At 43.4% G+C, this 22,703-nt stretch carries 22 protein-coding genes and 1 pseudogene; 16 read left to right on the forward strand and 7 right to left on the reverse strand.

From position 1 onward, the window contains the following. The 3 genes and pseudogenes from AAGC65_RS01615 to AAGC65_RS01625 all read left to right on the forward strand — a co-directional run. Positions 1–217 (forward strand): annotated as a pseudogene (locus tag AAGC65_RS01615) (TolC family protein); the annotation flags it as partial. A 283-nt stretch (positions 218–500) separates the two neighbouring features. Then, the gene (locus AAGC65_RS01620) at positions 501–1,556 is read left to right on the forward strand and encodes an NAD(P)-dependent alcohol dehydrogenase (RefSeq protein ID WP_343110654.1); all 1,056 of its coding nucleotides are present in this window, start codon (positions 501–503) and stop codon (positions 1,554–1,556) included. Positions 1,557–1,863: 307 nt separating this feature from the next. Beyond that, complete coding sequence (locus AAGC65_RS01625; protein WP_343110655.1) at positions 1,864–3,270, forward strand: DUF418 domain-containing protein; 1,407 nt, start codon at positions 1,864–1,866, stop codon at positions 3,268–3,270. Between the two features lie 109 nt (positions 3,271–3,379). On the opposite strand, the gene AAGC65_RS01630 is transcribed toward AAGC65_RS01625, so the two are convergent. Beyond that, a complete protein-coding gene (locus AAGC65_RS01630) occupies positions 3,380–4,009 on the reverse strand; it encodes an NAD(P)H-dependent oxidoreductase (RefSeq protein ID WP_343110656.1) in 630 nt (209 codons plus the stop codon). A gap of 85 nt (positions 4,010–4,094) precedes the next feature. Between AAGC65_RS01630 and AAGC65_RS01635 the strand changes: the two genes are divergently transcribed. From AAGC65_RS01635 to AAGC65_RS01645, 3 genes are all read left to right on the forward strand, one after another. Continuing rightward, positions 4,095–4,952, forward strand: coding sequence for an AraC family transcriptional regulator (locus tag AAGC65_RS01635; protein ID WP_343110657.1), 858 nt, complete (start codon positions 4,095–4,097; stop codon positions 4,950–4,952). Between the two features lie 106 nt (positions 4,953–5,058). Beyond that, positions 5,059–5,532, forward strand: a complete 474-nt coding sequence (locus tag AAGC65_RS01640; RefSeq protein WP_343110658.1) for a DoxX family protein — start codon at positions 5,059–5,061, stop codon at positions 5,530–5,532. A 12-nt stretch (positions 5,533–5,544) separates the two neighbouring features. Beyond that, on the forward strand, positions 5,545–6,339 hold the full coding sequence (locus tag AAGC65_RS01645) for an SDR family oxidoreductase (RefSeq protein ID WP_343110659.1): 795 nt from the start codon (positions 5,545–5,547) through the stop codon (positions 6,337–6,339). Positions 6,340–6,402: 63 nt separating this feature from the next. On the opposite strand, the gene AAGC65_RS01650 is transcribed toward AAGC65_RS01645, so the two are convergent. From AAGC65_RS01650 to AAGC65_RS01675, 6 genes are all read right to left on the reverse strand, one after another. Beyond that, positions 6,403–7,212, reverse strand: coding sequence for an SDR family oxidoreductase (locus AAGC65_RS01650; protein WP_343110660.1), 810 nt, complete (start codon positions 7,210–7,212; stop codon positions 6,403–6,405). A gap of 100 nt (positions 7,213–7,312) precedes the next feature. Further along, the gene (locus AAGC65_RS01655; RefSeq protein WP_343110661.1) at positions 7,313–7,696 is read right to left on the reverse strand and encodes a hypothetical protein; all 384 of its coding nucleotides are present in this window, start codon (positions 7,694–7,696) and stop codon (positions 7,313–7,315) included. A 161-nt stretch (positions 7,697–7,857) separates the two neighbouring features. Continuing rightward, positions 7,858–8,721 carry an alpha/beta hydrolase gene (locus tag AAGC65_RS01660; RefSeq protein ID WP_343110662.1) on the reverse strand — a complete coding sequence of 288 codons (864 nt, stop codon included), beginning with the start codon at positions 8,719–8,721 and terminating at the stop codon, positions 7,858–7,860. A gap of 433 nt (positions 8,722–9,154) precedes the next feature. Continuing rightward, complete coding sequence (locus AAGC65_RS01665) at positions 9,155–9,610, reverse strand: DoxX family protein (RefSeq protein ID WP_343110663.1); 456 nt, start codon at positions 9,608–9,610, stop codon at positions 9,155–9,157. Between the two features lie 550 nt (positions 9,611–10,160). Continuing rightward, complete coding sequence (locus AAGC65_RS01670) at positions 10,161–10,853, reverse strand: response regulator transcription factor (protein WP_343110664.1); 693 nt, start codon at positions 10,851–10,853, stop codon at positions 10,161–10,163. 279 nt (positions 10,854–11,132) lie between these two features. Then, positions 11,133–12,122 (reverse strand): c-type cytochrome, encoded by a 990-nt coding sequence (locus AAGC65_RS01675; protein ID WP_343110665.1) that lies wholly within the window; start codon positions 12,120–12,122, stop codon positions 11,133–11,135. A gap of 366 nt (positions 12,123–12,488) precedes the next feature. On the opposite strand from AAGC65_RS01675, the gene AAGC65_RS01680 reads away from it, so the two are divergent. From AAGC65_RS01680 to AAGC65_RS01725, 10 genes are all read left to right on the forward strand, one after another. Continuing rightward, positions 12,489–13,241: a helix-turn-helix domain-containing protein gene (locus AAGC65_RS01680; protein ID WP_343110666.1), complete on the forward strand. Its 753-nt coding sequence runs from the start codon at positions 12,489–12,491 to the stop codon at positions 13,239–13,241. Between the two features lie 50 nt (positions 13,242–13,291). Continuing rightward, positions 13,292–14,380 carry an FAD-dependent monooxygenase gene (locus AAGC65_RS01685; RefSeq protein ID WP_343110667.1) on the forward strand — a complete coding sequence of 363 codons (1,089 nt, stop codon included), beginning with the start codon at positions 13,292–13,294 and terminating at the stop codon, positions 14,378–14,380. Between the two features lie 361 nt (positions 14,381–14,741). Beyond that, positions 14,742–15,167, forward strand: a complete 426-nt coding sequence (locus tag AAGC65_RS01690; protein ID WP_343110668.1) for a type II secretion system protein — start codon at positions 14,742–14,744, stop codon at positions 15,165–15,167. Position 15,168: 1 nt separating this feature from the next. Next, positions 15,169–15,702: a hypothetical protein gene (locus AAGC65_RS01695; protein WP_343110669.1), complete on the forward strand. Its 534-nt coding sequence runs from the start codon at positions 15,169–15,171 to the stop codon at positions 15,700–15,702. After that, positions 15,687–17,126: a GspE/PulE family protein gene (locus AAGC65_RS01700; RefSeq protein ID WP_343110670.1), complete on the forward strand. Its 1,440-nt coding sequence runs from the start codon at positions 15,687–15,689 to the stop codon at positions 17,124–17,126. Before AAGC65_RS01695 ends, AAGC65_RS01700 begins: the two co-directional genes overlap by 16 nt. A 7-nt stretch (positions 17,127–17,133) precedes the next feature. After that, positions 17,134–19,062 carry a hypothetical protein gene (locus tag AAGC65_RS01705; protein ID WP_343110671.1) on the forward strand — a complete coding sequence of 643 codons (1,929 nt, stop codon included), beginning with the start codon at positions 17,134–17,136 and terminating at the stop codon, positions 19,060–19,062. Between the two features lie 2 nt (positions 19,063–19,064). Next, the gene (locus tag AAGC65_RS01710; protein ID WP_343110672.1) at positions 19,065–20,285 is read left to right on the forward strand and encodes a hypothetical protein; all 1,221 of its coding nucleotides are present in this window, start codon (positions 19,065–19,067) and stop codon (positions 20,283–20,285) included. 1 nt (position 20,286) lies between these two features. Further along, positions 20,287–20,808 carry a hypothetical protein gene (locus AAGC65_RS01715; protein ID WP_343110673.1) on the forward strand — a complete coding sequence of 174 codons (522 nt, stop codon included), beginning with the start codon at positions 20,287–20,289 and terminating at the stop codon, positions 20,806–20,808. Positions 20,809–21,518: 710 nt separating this feature from the next. Then, entirely contained in the window at positions 21,519–22,091 is a 573-nt protein-coding gene (locus AAGC65_RS01720) for an OmpH family outer membrane protein (RefSeq protein ID WP_343110674.1), read from the forward strand. Further along, the gene (locus AAGC65_RS01725; protein ID WP_343110675.1) at positions 22,091–22,696 is read left to right on the forward strand and encodes a hypothetical protein; all 606 of its coding nucleotides are present in this window, start codon (positions 22,091–22,093) and stop codon (positions 22,694–22,696) included. The genes AAGC65_RS01720 and AAGC65_RS01725 overlap by 1 nt, the downstream gene beginning before the upstream one ends. Positions 22,697–22,703: the final 7 nt, after the last annotated feature.

Genomic DNA, 22,703 nt, shown 5'->3' on the forward strand with positions numbered 1-22,703 from the left:
CCGTAAAACCAACCGGCGGTTACAGATTGCGGCATTGGAAAAGTCAGTTGATTTTAATCAGACCCTGCTCAAATACAGTCCGGCAACGAATTATACGGACGTGCTTACATCAGAACAGAGCCTATTGTCCGCGCAGTTGGATAATATTAATGACGAGTTGGAGCAATGGCAAGCTGTGATCAGCCTGTATCACGCGCTTGGCGGCGGTTGGCAATAATATGATCAATAAAATATAAAGAGATGAAAACAATGATTTTCAATGGTGCGCTTGAAAAGCGGACTTTAAGTACATCTGGGGTGATCACCTCCGCCTGAAAGAAACAATAGCTGGGTGCACCCGTATTTTGTACCTATCGTGAAGGGACACTTATATGAATTAGAGTACGCCAGTCTCGCGGAGGAACATCAGGCTAGACTGAGTAAGCTAACCGAGCTGATCGTGAAATCATAGCAATTGGATTTATTACAATAATCAAATCATAAATTTTCTAATCAAAACCATGGAAACAATTCAAATTAAGGCTTTTGGTACCGAGGCTGCCGAAGCATCTTTAGCTCCGCTTCGGATCGACCGCCGAAAACCTACGGCGCATGACGTGGAGATCGAGATCCTGTATTGCGGGGTTTGTCATTCCGACCTGCACACTGCACGCGGGGAATGGGGTAACACCATTTATCCCTGCGTACCGGGACATGAAATTGTAGGAAAGATCGTTAAGATAGGCGATCAGGTTAAAAACTTACGGGTCGGCGATACGGTTGGCGTGGGATGTATCGTAGACTCCTGTCATGAATGTGACTACTGTAAAGAGGGACTGGAGCAATATTGTGAGCCCGGCATGACCTGGACCTATAACTCGCCTGATGAACATTTGAACACCCATACATTAGGCGGTTACGCTGAGCGCATTGTGGTGGACGAAAGGTATGTGCTGAGAATTCCTGAGAACCTTGATCTTGCAGCGGTCGCGCCTCTACTATGTGCTGGTATTACTACCTATTCGCCGTTGCAGCACTGGAAAGTAGGCCCCGGCAAGAAAGTGGGTGTAGTGGGGATCGGCGGCCTGGGTCACATGGCGATCAAAATCGCTAAGGCTATGGGTGCGACTGTTATTGCATTTACAACCTCAGAAGGTAAATTCGTGGAAGCGGCACGCCTGGGAGCAGATAAAGTGGTATTATCGACTGATGAGGCACAAATGGCTGCATACCAGGGAAAACTGCATTTTATTCTTGACGCCGTATCTGCGGAACATGACATCAACGCTTACCTGGGCCTGCTGCGAGTGGATGGATCGCTCGCTTTGGTGCGAGCACCCGCCGAACTTTTACCTGTATCTGCCTTTAGCCTGATTCCTGGCCGTAAAAGTTTCGCAGGCTCAATGATCGGCGGTATTGCAGAGACCCAGGAAATGCTTGACTTCTGTGGACAGCATAATATCGTTTCGGATATCGAGATCATCGATATTCAGCAAATAAACGAAGCCTATGAGCGTCTGCTGAAAGGTGACGTCAAATATCGCTTTGTGATAAATATGGCCTCTTTAAAAAAGTAAGTACAACGTGGCTTCATATACAAATTTAGATAAGCAGTTGTGTTGCTTATCAATCTTTTTGCGGCTTAGCCCTGTGAGAAAAGTGATAATCACAGGATATGCCCTTTTATTGTATCCAAATATATCAATATGCAAAAACCGCTTAACAAGCGGTTTTTGTGGTTATCACATAAAAGTTCAGTGGAGGGTAAACTGCCCCGGCATGTCCAGGCAAATCTACTGTACCATAGTGGCTTCAATCTCCACTTTGCCCGGTGGCATGGATATTTTCCTGTAAAGAATCAACCAATCCAGCAAACAAAAAAACATGAATCTTAACAAAAAAAGTCCACTTGAAGTTAGTGGTGCTCACAATCCTTTAAAAAACAATTCTACTTTGGATACAGGCGTACTGACGCCGGATGGCCCCATGGATCCGAACAATCGTATAATCGCTCTCGATGCGCTTCGTGGCATAGCTCTGTTGGGAATCCTGCTCGTTAATATTTATGAATTTGCATCTCCTACGCTTTTATTCGACGTTCCCGTTGGCATGGCGAAGCCGGCATTTACCGGCTGGCATGCATCGCTTGATAAATTTATACTTTGGATTACCTGGCTTTTTGCCGAAGGGAAAATGCGAAGCTTATTTTCGATTCTTTTTGGTGCGGGGGTAATCATGCTCACCGATCGTTATGAAACGACCGGCAGGGCAGGACGTGCCGCCAGCATTTTTTATCGCCGTAATTTGTGGCTGTTAGCTATAGGATTATGTCATGGTTTTTTTTTATTTCCCGGTGATATTTTGGTCGATTATGCGCTTTTAGCGATGATCGTTCTTTTCTTCTTACGGCGGCTAACCGCGCGTTACCTGTTTATAATCGGTATAGCATTATGGGTTCTCCTTGGAACGATCGGCATTATGAATGCTTTTGGGGTCAGAGATACATTGAAAGCAGCTACGGCATTACAGGTTGCTCAGCAGGCTGGAATACATGCTACAAAAGAACAATCAGCGCTTATAAATGACGCTGCCAAAGAAGAGCAAGCCGCGGTTTCAGGTTTACAGCAACAGATACGAGCGGGCAGGCTTAGTTATTGGGAAGGCCGTCATGATCGTTATAATAATGAAATAGGATTTTTAATGCTTAAGGGAAATGGGTTATTCATTTCGTATCTCGGAGCAATGATTTTTGGAATGGGGTTATATAAAAGTGGATTTTTAAATAATCAAATGCCGGTGTCAACGTATGTCACGGTTATGCTGATCGGGTATGCTACCGCCTTTATAATAACAGGATTTGGTTTGTGGCAACTACAACAGTCACAATTTTCTGCGGTCATTTTTTCAAAATGGCTGTGGATTCCTTATTGTACACAATTAGCTGCCGGAACCTTAGCAAATCTCTCATTGATGTTATTGCTCATAAGAGTGAATTTCCTGAAAAAATTCTTTCAACCATTTGCAGATGTCGGACGAATGGCCTTAAGTAATTATATCCTGACAAGTCTGATCTGTGGTTGGATTTTTTCATGGGGGCCCTTAAAACTCTACGGGAAGCTGGAGTTTTTCGAATGGTATTATATCGTGGCGATCGTTTGGTGTTTTAATTTAATATTTAGCTCGATCTGGCTCATCTATTTCCGTATGGGACCGGTTGAGTGGCTTTGGAGGTCTTTAACCTATTGGAAGCTACAACCAATAAGTATTAAACGTGCGCAATCATCGCGCTAATGAAAGCTGAAGCCGCCATTAATTTTAGGCGGTCTTTGGAAAAACAGATAGAAAACAAAAAAGCGAAGGATTTCAGAGGGGCCTTCGCTTTTTTGTTTTAATTTAACCTTTAATAAAGTTCAGTTATAAATGAAGCATTAGGCCTTCTAACTTTTTTCATGTTCACCAACCAATCCTTTTCCACATCCCTATAACCGATCGCCATCATCAGAACACTTTTTAACCCCTTCTCGCGAAGCCCGAGCACCTCATCCACCGCGGCAGGATCAAAGCCCTCCATTGGGGTCGTATCAACGCCTTCGTTCGCTCCCGCGAGCAGACCGAATCCCAGGCCAATGTAAGCCTGGCGTGCTGCATGGATAAAGTTCTGATCAGTGGATTGAGATCGATAGGTTTGCAGTAGATACGCGCGGAAGTCATCAACACCAGGATAGTTACCCCGCTCGTCAAGGACATCGTTAAGAACATTGTTAATGTGTTCTTCCGTGATATTCTCCCAGGCGGCAAACACGACCAGATGTGAAGAATCGGTTACAACACTCTGATTGTTGCATACCGGTCTCAGCTTGGCTCTTAATTCGGGATTAGTGACTACGATCAGCTCATATGGCTGTACACCATTAGATGAGGGCGCAAATCTTATTGCTTCCAGGATTCGTTCTACCTTCTCTTTATCGACCTTTTGGCCATTCATTGCTTTTGTAGCATAACGCCACTTCAACAGCTCTTGTAATTCCATAAATGATTTATTTTTTTACCAAAGGTCAACACATTCGTTAACTGGAATCTTGTAGTATTGTATCAAAAAATTGTAATTACATAATATGAAAATCGTTAAGCAATTTAAGACGCTAATGGTTGAGGATTTCGAAGAAATCTCCACGCTTACTCCTGTACACAGTCACAATTTTTTTGAGATCATTTACATCTTCAGGGGTAATGGCAACCACCTGATTAATCATATCAGTCATCCTTATAACCCCGGGGATCTTTTTGTATTGAGTCCCGAGGACGAACATTTCTTTGAGATCGTCGAACCTACACGTTTTGCTACAATCAGATTTACGGATGACTATTTTTCGGATAAAAAGCATTTGACAACGGAAGAATTGCTGGCTATACGTCCTGAAGATCTCATGAGACACAAATTGCTCAAGGAAATGAAACTAAATCTGGATGATCCCTGCAGAATGATATTGAAAAATACGGTAGAAAATATTTTGGCTTATAACTGTAAAACTGATCTGTCAACTTCTACTATTATTTTTTACCAGGTACTTACGATCCTTGGAATGATCAAGGAGGAAATCGCCAGATTGGGCGTACATATCGGTAAAGGACAGCCTAATCGGGAAGCCTTGCTCTCATTTATCCATCAGAATATCTATTATCCCGAGAAAATACATAGAAAAAACATTGCCGACCATTTTGATATTTCCAACAGCTATTTCAGTATTTATTTCAAACGTAATTTCTCGATCAGTTACCGGGAGTATGTGCATAGCTACAGGCTGCAGTTAATAGAAAAACGTTTACAATCCAATCATTCCACACTCAAAGAAATAGCGCATGAATTTGGGTTTACAGATGAAAGTCACCTGTCTAATTATTTCAAGCAAAAGAAAAAAGTAAATCCGTCTTTCTTCAGGAAAGAACATGACCTTGATTTGATAGAGAGATAAAAATCATCTATAACACTTCTACAAGTTTATGTATCGTATCTGCAAGGTTATAGTTCCGCGCTAAGCTCATCTTTGGATCTGTTTAGAAACTAAGAACTATATAATTATGACAGATTCATTTCAAGCGCCTTTAACGGACAGATCATCCGGTAATAGAGACCTTCTAGCGCCGATACGTATCGCCATCGGCTTAACCTTTTTGTACCATGGGTCCATTTTATGGGACCTGCATGGAATGCGTGAGTTTTCCGTTTTCTGGGGAACGCATTTTAACATTCCATTTCCCTTTGTCAGCATTGTGCTGACAAAAATCATACAGTTTTTTGGCGGGCTTTGCATGATATCCGGTCTGTTCACCAGGTATGCTGCTTCCGCTATCTCATGCACGATGCTGGTTGCCACAATTGTAGCACATAAAGGTGTTGTCCTGAATATCCCGGCCATGCATTATATCACGTCAGGAGAAGGAGAAACCGCTTTTGTATACCTGCTGTTATTCGTGGTTTTCGCCATTATAGGAGCCGGCACATTCAGTTTGGATAATTATTTTTTCGGTAAGAAAAGCTTCAATAAACATTAATAACTATAAAAAATGGACTTACAAATAAAAGGAAAAGTCGCTTTTGTAAGCGGCTCAACAAAAGGGATCGGTTTTGCGATTGCAAAACAGTTACTGGTAGAAGGGGCCATTGTTATCATTAACGGAAGAAAAGATGATGATGTAATAAAGGCGGTTGAAAGGTTGAAGCAGGACGTAGCCGGTGCCGAAGTATCTGGCGTAGCAGCCAGTTTTTCAGAGATCAATGAGGTGGATCAACTATTGTCTCAGCTACCGGAGATTGATATTCTTATAAATAATGTGGGCATTTTTGAACCTAAGACCTTTACCGATATTATCGATGCGGAGTGGCTGAGGTTTTTTGAGGTAAATGTGCTGAGCGGCGTCAGGTTATCACGTCATATCTTTCCAAAAATGCTGGCCAAAAATTGGGGACGTATTATTTTCATCAGCAGCGAATCTGCTGTGAACACGCCTGATGAAATGATCCACTATGGAACAACCAAAACGGCTATGCATGCGGTAAGCCGTGGTTTGGCTGAATTGACCAGAAATACAGGTGTTACAGTAAACACGATTATGCCTGGGCCAACGCTTTCTGAAGGTGTGTTTGATTTCATCAAAGATTTAGCAGCGTCCAAAGGGATAAGCGTCGAACAATCAGAAAAAGAGTTTTTTAAAGAAATGCGTCCAACATCACTCTTACAACGATTTTCAGATGTGAAAGAGATCGCAAATATGGTGACTTATATTTCAAGTCCCCTAGCTTCATCCACCAATGGCGCCGCACTTCGTGTCGATGGTGGAGTCGTTAAATCCATACTATAATTCAAAGCGATAAAGAGGGTAGCATCAAATACCCTCTTTATTATTTAAGAAATGATAAACTGATTATTTAATCCCGTAATGGTCGTTCATCAATTTCACAAATAATCCTCCTGGCAAAATTGCCTTCAGTGTAGGCACTATCGTTTGTCCGATCGCGCCTATAAGATAATTATGTTTGGGTTTTGATTCGCCTACGATCTGACAAACTTTGGCGGCCAGGCGGGTTGGGTCAGCACCAACACTTTCATCTTTTTCCATTGCCTGCACAGCAGCCATAAATTCGTTACGAAGCTTGTCATTGTTAAGCGGGAACAGCGCTTTCTCGCGATTTCCGGTAAAGTCAGTTTTGAAATCGCCGGGATTAAGTACGCTCACCCTGACTCCAGTATTCTGGAGCTCCATTCGGAGGCTTTCAGAATAACCTTCTACTGCGAATTTCGAGGCGCTGTACAAACCCTGGTAGGGTATGCCGAACAGGCCGGCCAGTGAGCCAACATTGATCACCAGGCCTTGACCTCGCTCTATCATACCCGGCAATACGGCACTGCTGACCCTTAACAGGCCAAAAAAATTGGTTTCGAACTGCCTCTTCGCCAACTCTACAGGTACAGAATAAAGAGGGGCGGCTATACCGTTCCCCGCGTTATTGATCAGTACATCGATATGGCCTTCCGTATCGGTTACCTTTTTGATAGCGGCGTTTACCGAGGCCTCATCGGTGACATCCATCTCTAATGGTCTAAAATTGGAATGTGCAATCTTGTTGACATCGCGGCTCGTTCCATAGACGGTATGGCCCTGTACTTGAAGGGCTATAGCCATAGCACGGCCAAGTCCGGACGATGCGCCTGTTACTAAAACTGTTTTTTTCATGAGCTGATTAAAAGCCGGTTTGAACAGCCGGCACATTTGTTATGTGAGATATTTATTTAAATAAGGTTCGATCCGGGTTTAAACTGAACGGTTTGATTATTTAGTTTTCAGTGCTTTGCTGAACGTATGTTTTCAAGGTTTCGTCGTCCAGGTCATAACTCTTGATGGCAAGCGTGGTCAGCAGAATAGCTACTTTTGCCTCAATGTTAGCAGCCTTGGCGTTCAGCTGGGTCTTTAGTTTATTTTCAAAAAAATGGCCGAACTTTTCTTCATCGTTTTTGCGGCCGATGAAAAGCTGCGCAAAACGAACGGTATTACCTGTATCCTTCAGAAAAAATATTCTGCCAATCATTACTTCTTTTTCTTTGAAAGCCAAAACATCTTCGTTGCTTCCATAGACGAATTGCGGAAATTCAGTGCGAAAAGCTTCATAAATAGCATTAAAAATGGGGTCTGATTTAATTTTAATAGATAGCTCGCTCATTTGTTTTTGTTTTTTAATGTTCGTATAATCATGTAGAGTAGTGTATTTTCTTATTTTAAATAGTCATGGGGGCAGTACGGAGATCAATTTATTCCATTTTAAAATTTTCCGAGTGATCACTAATAAAAGCTTTCACACGCTAACTATCTATTAACCCAGCGCTATTGAAGAATATTCATTCCCTCAATTTTCCGGTAGGGTTGATTAAAAAACTCAGTCAAACGTGCATTGAATTGTTCTTTTTTCCAAGTAGCAACAAAGTGGCTCGAATTAGGTACAATCCATAAATAGGATTGCGGAATGTGTTGGTATATCTGAAGCAGGTGTTGGATCGGAATTCCGTCATGATCGCCGCCAATCACCAATGTTGGACATGTAATACCCTGCAATTGCCGGAGAGATATATGAGGCTCACGAAGATCAAGTTCGACAACCTTTAGTTGGTTTTTGTTTTCAACAGTTGCCGGAAGTTTTTTCAGGCTATCAGCGGTTCTTATTAGGTAATGGTAGACAAATGGCACCAATGCGGTCGTATCCGGCCATAGGTTCGGTCCGGAAACTACCAGTTTTTTTACCTTGTCAGGATGTCTCATCGCAAGGACAATGCCTGTTATGCCCCCGTCGCTCCAGCCTACAACATTGCACTTTTTTAAATGCAGACTGTCCAACAGCGCATTAAAATCGTCTGCCATCATTTCGAAAGTCAAGGAGTCCCGCGTGTCTACTGTGCGGCCATGCGCACGGCTGTCCACGGCTATAACCCGATAGTGTTTGGCGAAATATGGGATTTGATTGGAGAATAATTTCATACTTCCTCCATTGATGTGCAATAACAGTAAAGGTTCGCCATGACCGTAACTTTCATAATATAATTTGAGGCCGCGGGTTTTCAGGTAATGGCCAGCGACTTTGTTGTCACCATAACGGACTTGTCCCATAATATTTGAATGACATAGTAAAAATAGCATGCTGATGATAATGTAGTAGTGAGTATGGCCGGAAGCCGACGACTTTAGTTTTTTCATAAGAATTGTTTTTTTGGATCGACTTTAAAAGTCCTATAGGTTTGTTCGGTTTGCCTGGATTTTAGCATCTTAAATTTTTCCGTATAAATAGAGAACCCTAAATTTTATGCGGAATAGTGTTTACCCAACATAAAGAAGAAGTAGTAGTCAAGGGAACGGAACAGTTCTTGTATTCGAATATTCAAAATTGTATTTCATAAGCCTCAATTAGCGATACTAAATTTTATCAATCTCCAGTGCAAATTACCGCTAATAGAAACTCAAAACCTATCGTCAAAAATGGGGATATTGCAAGATGAAAATGGTGTTCTAAAGGTGGCTGTTGGTGGCGTTAAATAGTCATTGAAATGCCATTGTCGTCCCCTTCAGAACTTCAATGGCTTCAAACAAAACAACAACACGTACAGTAAACTCCGTTATGGAGCGTCAAACACTAAAATATCTTTTTGCTCTCCCCGGATTGTAAGAAATCAAGGCTATATCGGTAACCCGGAAGCGCTGATAATAATAAAGCACCCGCGCTGTCAGCAAAAACAGAATAATTAAAAGGCGACTTACTCCCAAAAAAGGTAAACATGCACAATGCGAATATCAATGTAAGTGCAAAGCTACCTTTGGCCACAAGTCTTGTTTTAAAGCCAATCAACAGTAAGATGCCGAATGTTGCTTCCGCGATTGTAGCCAGCAAACCCATGATGTCGGAAAGAGATTTGCTCAAAAACGGTAGCATAAGATGAGTATAGGTGAGGAAACTATCAAAGTTGCCCCAACTTACATTGTGTTGTCCTGCAACGCCTAGCCAACCGATGCGGTCGAGCACGGGGTAAATGAAGCCAAGCCCAAGCGCGATTCTTAAATAAAGCTGCGCGTAATTGATGTGATTTTTCATGTTTTTAAGTGATTTTTAATAAATACAGGTGTTTCGAGGTATTATGGATTATGTTTGCTATCGCGGGGCAGGATTTTTTCTTTTGTCTTGCCGGAAGATTATTCTCAAAGCCTGATCCCCGGTCAGGCAGGCGATGATCCAACCATAGAAGGTTTTAATCTTATTGTTATAGTTTAAGAGGGAGTCAAATGAATGAACAGCCAGCTGAGCAGTGCTGGAAAACCATTTAAATGAAGCTTATAGAAGAGATTTGCCACGGCATGATGTCTGCCAGCTAACTTTAACATAGATGCCTTATCGCTTAATTTTCTATAGCTGACGAATGTCGGTTGAAATACTAATATCTGTCGACCGATTTTCCTGATCATATCGTTGTTTATCTGAAATTAAAACGTGATTAAGATGATTATTTTCATACTTGATCCTCTAAAAAATCAACCATGCAGCAGGATATTTATGGATGTCGTGTGCTGTCTTATCGGTAAGATTGATGTAATCAGCGTGACCGCTTGTTGATTTCCTATTAAAAGACGCTAGCATACTTGAGCTCTTAGATCGCATTTGGCCCAAGCACAATATTTTCCCGCAATGCCTTTCCAACAAGCTCTGTCAGCGATTTTACTTCCACTTTTTTACATATGTTTTTGATATGACTTCTGACGGTAGAATATGCTATATTAAGCTTAAAGCCGATCATTTTATGGCTTAAGCCTTCTGTCAAATAGTTGAGAATTTCTTTTTCCCGTGCGGTAAGATTACTATATTTCGCTGAGGGTTGTTTTTTTAAATGTGAGCCTCGTTGTAGCATTGAAAAAACTCGTCTGGCGATTTGTGGACTCATAGGGCGCCCGCCGACTTTCATTTCGTGAATTGATTTTACCAGGGAGTGCAGGATGGTATTAGTTAAAAGGTAACCTCCGACGCCTGCAAGGATACAAGCATATATGATCTCATCGTCCTCCAGTTTGGTGTAAATCAATATGTGCACATGAGGAAATTGCTGATGGAGCAGTCGTATGCTATTTGTATCTTCCATTCTTGTAATATCAACTAATACCACATGCGGCTGGGAGCCGACCACGGCTTCAACACAATGTACCATAGTGGTAAACGTCGCTGCAACTTCCATATTGGGGTCTTCCTTTAACACCTTGATGATATCATTACATACATGTGGATTGCTATCAAAAATCGTAATTCGAGTTTTTGGGATCATAATGCCTGAATAGTTGGAAAGTTGCATAGTCAAGCATGTGCCTGGCGCCGCGCGTGACTATGCAATGAGAGAAACTTGTAAGTGTTTACTTTGCTGTTTTGAGTTTGCCAAGCCTGATTTCGCCGCGGGTTAAAAGCGGTCAATTCACAGGTTAAAGAGATCACTTTTAAGGTGAGCAATAAACTTTGCCGTATCTTCCGACTGTTGCTATTGCCATTTCTTATTCCCTGTCTAGCGGTGGCTGGGTTTTAACTGTATGTGCACCGAATTAATTGCCGAAACTTAGTTTAGCAAATGGATTAATGATTATTTAGCTGCTGCATTCGGCTCGAAACGGACAGATTGATACTTTACCGGTTTCACCGTTCTGAGGTAGGCGTAAATAGCTTCAAGATCGCTGGTTTTCATAGTGCCATATTTGTACCAGGGCATGATGGTTTGAAACTCCCCGGGTTTTACCGCAGCTGGTTTATTGCTGCTGTCAGCATATATTTTAAAACGGCTAACGAATTGCGCTTTAGTCCAGCTGCCGATCCCCGTTGTTTTATCGGGCGTAATATTCGCAGTTCTAACTGTGCCTCCGCTCGGCGTTACATAAGCATGACCACCGGCAAACGCCATTTCCTCAATCAGTTTACCTTTATCAGCCTGGCTGTGGCAATCCTTACAGGCGGCAATTGATACCAGGTAAGCGCCATATTTTATCGTGTCGCGTTCGGAGGGCAACTGACCCAATGCAGCCTTTGCAGGCATGGTATGGACTAAGATATTTAAAGGAAAATCCAGCTTCCGTTTTGGAAAATCAGTTTTTTGAGATTTCAGTGTACGTACATACGCAATAATGGAGTAAACATCTTCTCTGCTCATTTTTGAATAAGCTTCCCAAGGCATGATGGGGAATATCGCTGATCCATCCTTTTTTACACCTGATGTAATTGCCCGAAACAGCTCTCCATCAGTCCAGCTGTGTAAATTATAAGGGGTAATGTTCGGTACATAAACGTGGCCGGGAAAACCCACCTTGGCGTCAAACTGTTCACCACCAACGCCGGTTCCGTTTTCAGTTATCGGCCCTCCGAATTTGCTCCAATCGCGACTGGAATGACAATCCATGCAGGCGGCCACATGATTAGCAAGGTATTTGCCCCGCTCGATCCTTTGCGGTGTAAGAGCGACGGTAATGGTTTCCGGCTGGCCTACATTCGGTAAAGCCAGCACAATATAGGATACACCCGCAATGATTAATACGATAACAGAAATCACTGCTATGGCTGAATATTTGAAAAAATTCTTCATATAAATTTAGTGTTAAATTTTTATAAATGAGTGTCTTGCTTTTTTCTTAAATAGTAATTTTCAATTCTAGAGGCAAAAGTAAATTGTGACAGGGAGGGGCAGTTAGGACTAAAAATATTTTTAGTAGGATAAATCATGTATGTCCCCAATATTGGTGAGTCTATTTTAGGCTGCTGTTAGCTGTAAAGCTGCATTTGTGCTCAAAAGCAAATTGATGTCATCATTTTCGGGGATTTTATCTTGTTAGTCCGACGCTGCAGGTTCGCCACATGATCGTTGGGAGGAAAGAACCGTGATCATGCCTGGCTGCACCCCAAATCATTAATTTAAGTTGTCAATTTTTTACAAGGTTTCTTATCTTTAGCCATGCAGCATGTTGAACTGGAGGTTCCTGAAGCCTTACAAAATAGCATCCGCGGGTTTTGGTATCGGGGAATGGACTTTGCGACGGAAAACCCCGGCTTTGAGGTTTTGCCCGATGGTCATGCCGAGCTGATCTTTTTCTTTGGCAATTTGCGACACGACGATGTATCTGCATCTCCCTTTCTGGTAAGTTTATTAGCCGGGCCGATTTTTTTTGAAGGCAAAGGCCGGGTCGAAATTATCGGTGTCAAGTGTTTGCCCTGGGCATTGAACGAATTGCTGGGGGTGACACCAGACCAGGCTGCGGTACAGCCTTTGAGGCATCCGATTGCCTCATTGCAACCGGCTTTGGCTGATTTATTGGCGCAGGATAAGGTGGAGTTAGCGTTGGTTGTTCTGCGTGATTGGTTCGAAACCCCGGTGTTATCACCTGAACTTCATAAAGCAGGCAAAGCCTTGTTAGACGCCAAGGGTTCGCTGCCGGTGCATGCGGTGGCCGAGGCTGCGCACGCTACGGTGCGGACATTGGAGCGCAAGTTTAAGGCTTCTTCAGGGTATACAGTCAAGGACGTGGCCGCTTTAATACGGTTTGAACAGGTTCGGGACCGCTTATGGGCGCAACCTGAAACATTGATAGGAAGCTTAGCTCATGAATTGGGTTACGCCGATCAATCCCATCTGAACCGGGAGTTTAAACGCTACAGTGGCACGACCGCCGGTGCATTTGCCAAAAAGGTGCGCGCTTCTAAAAAGTAAATGTCGCGTTTTTTCTATTTCTCCAGCTTCTCGAGGTGGACCTTTGACTTATGAAAAATCAGCAAGTATTAATTAGCGGCGCAAGTATTGCCGGGCTCACTGCCGCGTGGTGGCTGCAGCATGTCGGGTACCAGGTAACGGTGGTCGAATTGGCAACCACGCCGCGCACCAATGGTGCGGCGGTAGATCTGAATGAGGAAACCGTAAGCATTGCTAAACGGATGGGTTTATATGAAAAACTCCAAGCGCATCATTTGGGTGTTGATCGCATCGAGTATAAAAACGCGGCGGATATTACCGAAGGTATGATGGCTATTCCAAGTCGATCTGATGAGCTGGAACTCGAGCGAGATAAGTTCGTGAGCGTCCTGATGGCTGAGTTAGGTAATGTCGAGTTCTTATTTAGCAATAGTATCAGCAGGTTGGTAGAACAGGCGGATGGTATCAAAGTGTTTTTCAAACAGGGTGAGCCGAGGGGCTTTGATCTGGTGATCGGCGCTGATGGGGCGCATTCGGGTACACGTAAACTGTGGTTCGGGCCGGAGAAAGATTATGCGCATTTCCTGGGCGCTTATTTTTCGATCAGCATTGTATCTAAAACGCTGGTGCTTCAGCGTACCATGCAGACTTTCAGCGTACCGTATAAGTCGGTGATGCTAAATGCCTATAATGGCAAAACGGATATTATATTTATGTTTCTGGCTGAGGAGATTGCTTATGATTACCGGGATATGGCGGCGCAGCGACAAATCATTGCTAAACAATTTGCCGATGAGGCCTGGCGCGTTCCTGAATTACTGGCGGAGGTTAGCCAGGCGGATTTCTATTTTGATCAATTCTGCCAGATCAAAATGCCGTCATGGTCAAAAGGTCGTGTCGTATTGATCGGTGATGCAGCATATTGCCTGTCGCCGGCGGCAGGTCAGGGTGGATCATTAGCGATGCAGGGTGCGGCAGCGTTGGCGGATGCATTGGCGAAGCATAGTGATTACGCGATAGCATTTTCAGACTATGAACAGGCTTTACGTGATACGATTGAAGAAGTACAGGAGATGGCTGAACAAAACATGAAAACACATTTTATATTGACTACCGATGAAGATATCCGCCGCCGCAATACCGAAGCAAAGTTATTTTAGGAAAATAATGAACAGGTATCCCAGCGACATTGGTTTATGGTTAAATCCGATCAATTCCTATACAAAACGATTTTGTTGATTAATATAAAAATAATATAAATAAGATCTTGGAATTGTCGTGGATAGTGTTGCGGTTATCGTTCCGATAGCTGTAGTCCCGGGTATTCTTTTTCATATGTTTCAATAACGTATGATTTGCAATATATTGAGGACATATGCGTGGTGTCATCACCTTATACCGTTAATTACGGAAAAGGTGATGGAATGAAGATTTGATTTGCATAAATAATATTACCGGATTTGTTGATCTGATACAATTTATTATTTTTGCAGGTAATATAAGTATATAATATCCTAAACCGTGAAGCGATTAAAGTTCAGGCCAGATACCCGTCTAAAAGCTGTTACCCTTTCTGAAGTACTGATCGTCATGATCATCGCGGGGATACTTACCTTTTTGGCGCTGCCGTATTTATTGCCGGTCGTTACCCGTGCAAAAGCGCAGGAGGCCAAACAGCAGCTGGAACATCTCCAGACGCTGGAGAAGAGTTATTATTATGAGTTCTCCAGGTATTCCAATAATTTTGACGATTTAGGTTATGTTCAGGAAAAGCTGGTCACAGATGATAAGAACGCTCATGCGAACTACCGCATAGAGATCACCAGCGCGACCAATACCGGTTTTATCGCGCGTGCAACGTCGGTGGTTGACTTTAACGGCAACGGTACTTTCAATACTTGGGAGATCGATGAGAACAATACGGTCAGGGAAATAACAAAAGATTAAGGTGCTGCTGTTTTTTCGATTGTTAATGTTGTTGTTGCTGGCGGTCGTGTACTTGCAGGATATGCGCTATCGCGGAGTATCCTGGATCATTTTTTCCTTGCTGTTTGTGGCAGTTGTTGCTGTCCGGCATTTTTCCGGCCAAAGTTTGGCTGTCGTGGGCGAGTCGCTGCTCGTGAATATGGGGGTTTTGACGGTTATACTCTCACTGCTGATTTTGTATTTGCTACTGAAACATCTTCGTTTTGTGAATATTACCGAGCAATATCTGGGATGGGGCGATATCTTTTTTTTCCTGATCCTTGCCCTTTATTTATCGGTGCTTAACTTTTTATTTTTTTTCGTGGTCAGTTTACTATTCACTGGTGTTTGCCATGCTGTTTTTGTTGGATTTAATAAAGACAAGTATATTCCGCTGGCCGGGTTTCAGGCTTTATTGTTGATGCTGCTTTTAGCGGCCGACTGGTGGTATTTTCACCTGGGTGTTATGGATGATTACTGGTTATTACGTTATTATATGTCATGGATCCAGGTTTAGGCGGGCAAATTACGCTGCTTACGGCCCACCTGCATATGCTGGGGCGGCAACAGGCCTGGCATTATCGTGTACTGCCTAAACATGCCGGTCCTGGATTTCTGGAACTTTACTGCGGAGAAAAGGTGGACACTGATGGCTTACGGCGGGAACTGGAGATCGTGCTGGGCTGCCGTATTGAATTATATCCCATTGCAGAAGAACTGGTAACGAGGCTGCTGTCCCAGTATTATGTCCAGGAGTCAGCGAAAGGGGGAGCGCCGCTGACGCCGGTCAATCAAAACGCGGAGGATTTTCTGGTCAGCCTGATCAGGGAAGCTAAAAATCTGAAAAGCAGTGATATTCATATTGAACGCTATGAGAAAAAATGCCGCGTCCGGATCAGGATCGATGGCAATATGGTAGAACGCCATCTGCTGAACAGTGAAGATTACCCGGCGCTGATCAATAAAATAAAGATCAAGGCGGAACTGGATATCGCGGAGAAACGGCTCCCACAAGATGGCAGGATCAATTTCAGCTATCAGCAGTATCAGTTTGATATACGGGTTTCGGTATTACCGACGCTTTATGGCGAAAAAGTAGTGTTGAGATTACTCAATAATGACGCGACAGGGATCGAACTGACCAGCCTGGGTTTCTCCGAAATGGATCTGAATCATTACCTGCAAGGGGCCAAAAGACCTAATGGTTTGCTGCTGATCAGCGGGCCTACCGGGTCAGGTAAAACGACGACGTTATATGCCACGTTAAAGCTACTGAATAAAGAGACGCGAAATATACTGACAATCGAGGACCCGGTGGAGTATACGCTGGAAGGAGTAAACCAGGTACAGTTGCGGGAATCTATCGGGCTGACTTTTGGAGCTGCACTCCGGACTTTCCTGCGGCAGGACCCGGATGTAATCATGGTGGGAGAGATCCGCGACCCGGAGACTGCCGGCATGGCGATCCGGGCTGCCCTGACCGGGCACCTGGTGTTGTCGACGATTCATACGAATTCCGCCTGGGGGATTGTGTCCAGGTTGACAGATATGGGGGTTCCGCCGTTCCAGGTGGCGGATACGCTGAATACCGCTGCGGCGCAGCGATTGATCCGGTTGTTGTGTCCGAATTGCAAGCTTAAAAAAGATTTTGACAAGCGCCTTTACCCGGGGCAGTTCAAGCCTTTTCTGGAGTTGAGACATCATTATGTAGCGGGCGGCTGCGAACATTGTTTTTATACGGGTTACAAGGGCAGAAAAGCGGTATACGAGGTGATACCGGTTGATCTGGAACTGGCGCGGGAGATTAAAGCCGGGAACTCGCAAATCAGGGAGTTGCTGCGGGATCGGGGGATACAAACCCTTGCGGAGAATGCATTTTATATATTCAGCGCGGGAGATACCACTTTAGAGGAGATTTATCCGCTGCTGTTCAATTATTAGGAGGGGTATGTATAAGACTTTTACTTGTTTTTTTTTATTTTTTTTTATCAGTGGTGGGATCAAGACCTATGGACAACAGGCCGATCGGATCCAGGCTATTCAACAAAAACTGGATAACCTGAAAACAGAGCTTCCCGGATTGAATCAAAAGGTCCAATTGTTAGTGACCGGAGTTTCGATCAGGGAATACCTGAACGTATTATCTCGTTCCAATAATCTGAACATCAGCGCCGACCCGGCATTGACCTTGCCAGTCTATGATACTTTCAATGACGCTACGGCGGCAAACATCCTGGTATTGCTTGCGCAGAAATACAGCCTGGATATTGCGGTGGTCGGGTCCATTATCTATGTTACACCCTATCGGGATCCAAATCTGTCTGTAAAGCATCTGCCCCGGGTGCCTAATATCAAATATACAGCGTCCGGTAATCTGTTATCACTGGAGCTGGATAACGATAGTTTGCCGGCAGTAGCCAGGAAGATCACCGAGGTGTCGGCTAAAAACGTCATCGTACCGGCTTCACTGCAAAATAAAAAGGTGTCCTCCTTTATCCGCGATGCACCTTTTGAAACGGCTATGGAAAAACTGGCTTATAGCAACGAGATTAAAATGGTCAGAACGAACGACAACTTCTATTTGTTTCAGCCACTCGGGGAAAATGAAGAGCTTTATGTCAACGGAGATCGTAATACCAGTGTACGAAAGTTATATAAAGTTGTGGGACCTTCGGTACCCGGAGCCAATGGCCTTTTTGTACGCATGCAGAATGGAAGAAAACTCATTTCAGTAGATGCCACCAATGCGCCGATCATCGACCTGGTGAAACAGGCCTCTCAGGAAGCCGGAAAAAGTTATTCGCTTTATTCAGAAATAAAGGGCTTGATCACGATACACGTCAGTGATGTCGATTATGAGACCTTTTTAGAATTGTTATTTAAGAGCAGTGATTATACCTTCCATCCGGAAAAAGGGGTGTATTTGATCGGTGATCGCAAACTGGAAGGACTGAGGACCTTTAAAGCCGTTCATATGCAAAACCGGTCGATCGATACGGTAGTATCAATGATACCGGCGGATTGGAAAAGGGGGATGGAAATCAAAGAGTTTCGGGAACAGAATACGATCATGCTTTCCGGTTCCGCTGCGCAGATCAACGAAGTAGAAACGTTTATCAAACAATTGGATGTTCTGGTTCCGGTGGTGCTGATCGAAGTAATGATGATCGATGTTCATAAGACACGTACGGTATCTACGGGAATCTCTGCTGGTGTCTCAGACAGTGTCAAGACCGGAGGCACAGTCTTGTCCGGGTTGAATTATACCTTCGGTTCCAAGCCGCTGAACGATTTTCTAGGCAGTATGGGCAAACTAACCTCGCTTAACCTCGGGCACGTGACGCCGAATTTTTACCTGACCCTGAGCGCCCTGGAAGCTAAGAACAATATTGACATCAATTCCGTTCCCAAGATGGCGACTTTAAATGGTCATGTCGCGAAACTGACTATGGGTGATAAACGTTACTATAAAAATACAACGCAGAATGTCATTCCCTCCGTTTCTAATGCGCAGTCTATATTTACCAATGTTTTCCAGGAAGTGAATGCAGATTTGGTCGTGAATATTAAGCCGATTGTATCGGGAGATGATCAGGTCACGCTCGGCATCAGTGTTAATACATCATCTTTTACAGCGATTCCAACGGATGGTTCTCCTCCACCGGAATCCACAAGTAAGTTTGAAACCAGTTTAAGGGTTCACAGCGAGGATACGATTGTCTTGGGCGGCCTGGAGCGTACGGAAATTGATGATAATTCTTCCGGGATTCCGGTGCTTTCTCAGATACCGATACTCAAATGGCTGTTCAGCAGTCGGACAAAGACTCACGCGAAGGTGATCACGGTATTGTTCATTAAATCAACTATTATTCGTTAATCATGAACCTGCTGGAATCTTATTATGCCATTAACCAGGCGGTTGGTATCTCGGTGACCTTGCTGGACGACGGCGGATTTACGCTGCAGGGCTGCCAGGTACAGGTGAAAGAGAAACAGTTACACCTGGAGAAAAAAAACATCGCCATTTCGGGTACTACGGAACTGCCCAAGCACTTTAGCCCGAAACTGCCGGTTTCACTGAATTTGGCGGGGAGAGCGGTGATGTACAAGCAACTGGCGGGTGTTGGACAGATAGGCACAGCTGAATTTGCCCAGTTGCTGCCTGACGCGGCCATGGAGAATTTTTATATCCAGCATTTTCGATCAGCGGATATTTCCTTCGCGGCGATTATCCGTAGGGCGGATGCTGATGCCTGGATCGACAAAATAGAACAGGCCGGTTACCGGGTGCTGATGCTGAGTCTGGGGCCATTTCCCTTACAGCATATCCTGCCCCAGTTGAATATTTATAATGAGGAGATTGTTTTTAACGGACACCGGATCATACGCAATGAAGCTTTAGAATGGGTGGACTATCACTACAGTGAAGGCGATGCTTTGGCTCCTTATCCCATTAAGCTGGATAACGAGCTGATCGATCAGGTATTACTTACGGCCTATGCGGCGGTTTTTCAGCTGGTATTGTCGCTGAAGCTGGAGCCGGTGAGGGCTTCAGTAGCGGGGCTTGAAACGGCCTACGAACAGGATTTGGAGCTCAGGCAATTTAAGGTCAGGGGATTTGTCGTGCTGCTGACTTGTTTACTGTTATTAATAGGCAACTATCTGACATACGGTTGGCTGGAAGACAAGAATGAAACGCTGACCACGCAGGTCAGCAGCTCGGCGATAACCACGGGTGTCAGGCAGCAGTTGTCCGGGCGTATTCACCGGAAAAAAGCTTTGCTGCAGCAACTAGGCTGGGATGGAGGAATGCATAAAAGTGCCTGGATCGACGACATAGCTTCCCTATTACCCGGCGAGATTTCCTGGCAGCAGGTCTCGGTCAATCCAATTGATGATCGGGAGAGCCGTAACCGGCGGTCACTGCTATTTTCAGAACGACGGATAGAAATTAAAGGTATTTCGCCAAAAATCATTCCCGTCAATGAATGGATAGCCAGGATCAAAAGCCGCAGCTGGGTGAAAAGCGTGCAGTTAACCAGCTTCAATTATAACCATGAATTAAATACCGGGGAATTTACCCTTTATATCAATTATTGACATGTGGAAATACTGGCCCTATAAAAAAGATTATCTGCTGATCGCCGGCTCCGTGGTCTTACTGATCATTTGTTACCGGCTGGCCTTTTCGAGGACGATCGCAGACTGGAGGGTTTACCGGGAATTAAATAGTCAAGTGTCGGCCGGAGAGCCCTTGGCCTATCAACCGGGTTACCTGGAACATCAATCCAGGAGCCTGGAAAAAATTCTTGCGCTTTACAAATCCGATACCACTCTTTTCCGGAGCAATACCATTACGACGATTGCTGCTTTAGCAGATAAGCACGGGGTGAAACTGACGGGGCTTCCGGTGGAGGAGACGCTTTACCATACACCGAACGCCATCTTACAAAAGCTGAGCTTCACCGGTGATTTTTTCGCACTGAACCGGTTTTGGTATGATTTGGAATTGTCAAAGGGGCTAGGCATGCCCCGCTCAGTTGTCATTAAAAAGGAGCGCAAAGGTGCGGAAACCGAGGCAGGAAAGCTGAATATGGATGTTCTGATGGAGATCAGGAAGTAAATTTCCATCACTGATCCAGGGAATTTAATTCAAACGGGTCTTTAGCAATAAATGACAAATTATTTCATGCTATTATGAAGTCCTCTTTTGGTTTGCGGGTAACGGACAATACTTAGGCCTGGTATATTTTAATCGGGAATTATCTCTTTGGGCGCCTGATAATTTAAAGGCATGATGGATTAAAATTATAAGATTCTTGATAACCAAAGATGTTTTATTTAATTTCTTTTTAATTAATATATGATCTTTTGGTTAATTATTTGTCTTGAATTTATCTATTGATATTTTAATAATAATTAATAGTTATTATTAAAATATTTAATTTTTAAATTAAAAATATTATTATTTTTGGTCCATCTAAACTATCATAATGAATATTATCACTTATAATAATCCAAACGACCTGTTATACGATAATCCGTCAAAGCTGTTTTTAACAGGACGTTATGCTTAGCGTCTGATATCGACATGATAACCTCAGGCAGTCGCTCCATATTTTAATGCTTTTATTTATTTCGAACCATCTTCCCGGATCATAATAGTGTCACGAGTTGTTTGAAGTTTGTCTAATTGCCGGATCAAAAAAGAAAATAGAACGGACATGGTGACAAAAGAATGGATATGAAATTAGCGGAATTGGTTTTTATGCAAAACAAAATGGAGGTGACTAACGATCCTCTCACTGTCCGAAATACAAATACAATTTATATATGCCCAAACAAATTACAAACAAAAATCAAGTCAATTATTTCACTCTCGCTTATCATATAGCTGTTGCCTGCGTTGTCCTTTTTTTATTATTTAGTTATTTTTTCAGCAATGAGAAAATAGCGTATGTAGATTCTGCGAAGATATTTAACGATTATAAAGGTTCATTGGAGGCCAAAAAGGCATTTCAGGCAAAGGCCAAGGTATGGCAGGATAATATGGATACTTTAACGAATGAGGTAAAAAGCTCCATTCAGAAGTACGAAAAAACCCTGGCCACGATGTCACCTAAAGAACAAGCTCTTGCCAAACAACTCATTCAGGTAAAGCAAAAACAGCTGGGTGATTATCAAAGAGGTATTCAGGATAATGCTAAACAGGAGGACGGTAAACTAACACAAAGCGTAGTTGCCCAGATTAATGCTTTTTTAGTTACCTATGGAAAAAAACACAACTATAAAATGATATTAATCGCCAATCAATCAGGGTCAATTGCTTACGCGAGAGATGGTCTTGATATCACTTCGGCGGTGCTGGAAGAGTTGAACAACGAATATTCAACTGAAAAAAAATAATGAAAAAAGTAAACTGGATTTGGTGCAGCAGTGCATTTTTAATTGTTATTGGCTTGGGGACGTCCTGCAAAACGAAAATAAATACCAGGGCTGATCTGATTCAATACATTAACGATCCGGAGAACGGTTTAGTCAAGACGTTGGAAATTAATGGCATTAAAGCGGAACTCAGGTATAAGCCCGGGGCACTGATGAAAATCAATTCTGGGAACTGGCCGAAATTAACGGGTAATAACATGGATCGCGCCATAAAAAACAAGGTCTTTTTTGTGTTCGGACTGTCGGCAGGTAATAAAGAAGTGTTAAAACAATTACCCTTTACAAAATACAGCGAACTGGTACAGGTGATGTCATTCCAGATGACCAATTATATTAATCTGACCCCAGATGAAAATGACCCAGTGTCTCCTGAAGGATGCCTGTTTCAACAAACCTATGGCATGGCACATGCTAACCAGTTACTGCTGGTATTTGATCAGGCCAAGCTCAAAAACGTGAAACATTTATATATCAAAATTAAAGAGTTCGGATTAGGTACAGGCGATCTGAACTTTCAAATGAATACCCAAGATATTAACGATTTGCCACCGGCAGTGATGAATTAATACTACA

This window comes from Mucilaginibacter sp. (genome assembly GCF_039207105.1).
Lineage (GTDB): Bacteria > Bacteroidota > Bacteroidia > Sphingobacteriales > Sphingobacteriaceae > Mucilaginibacter.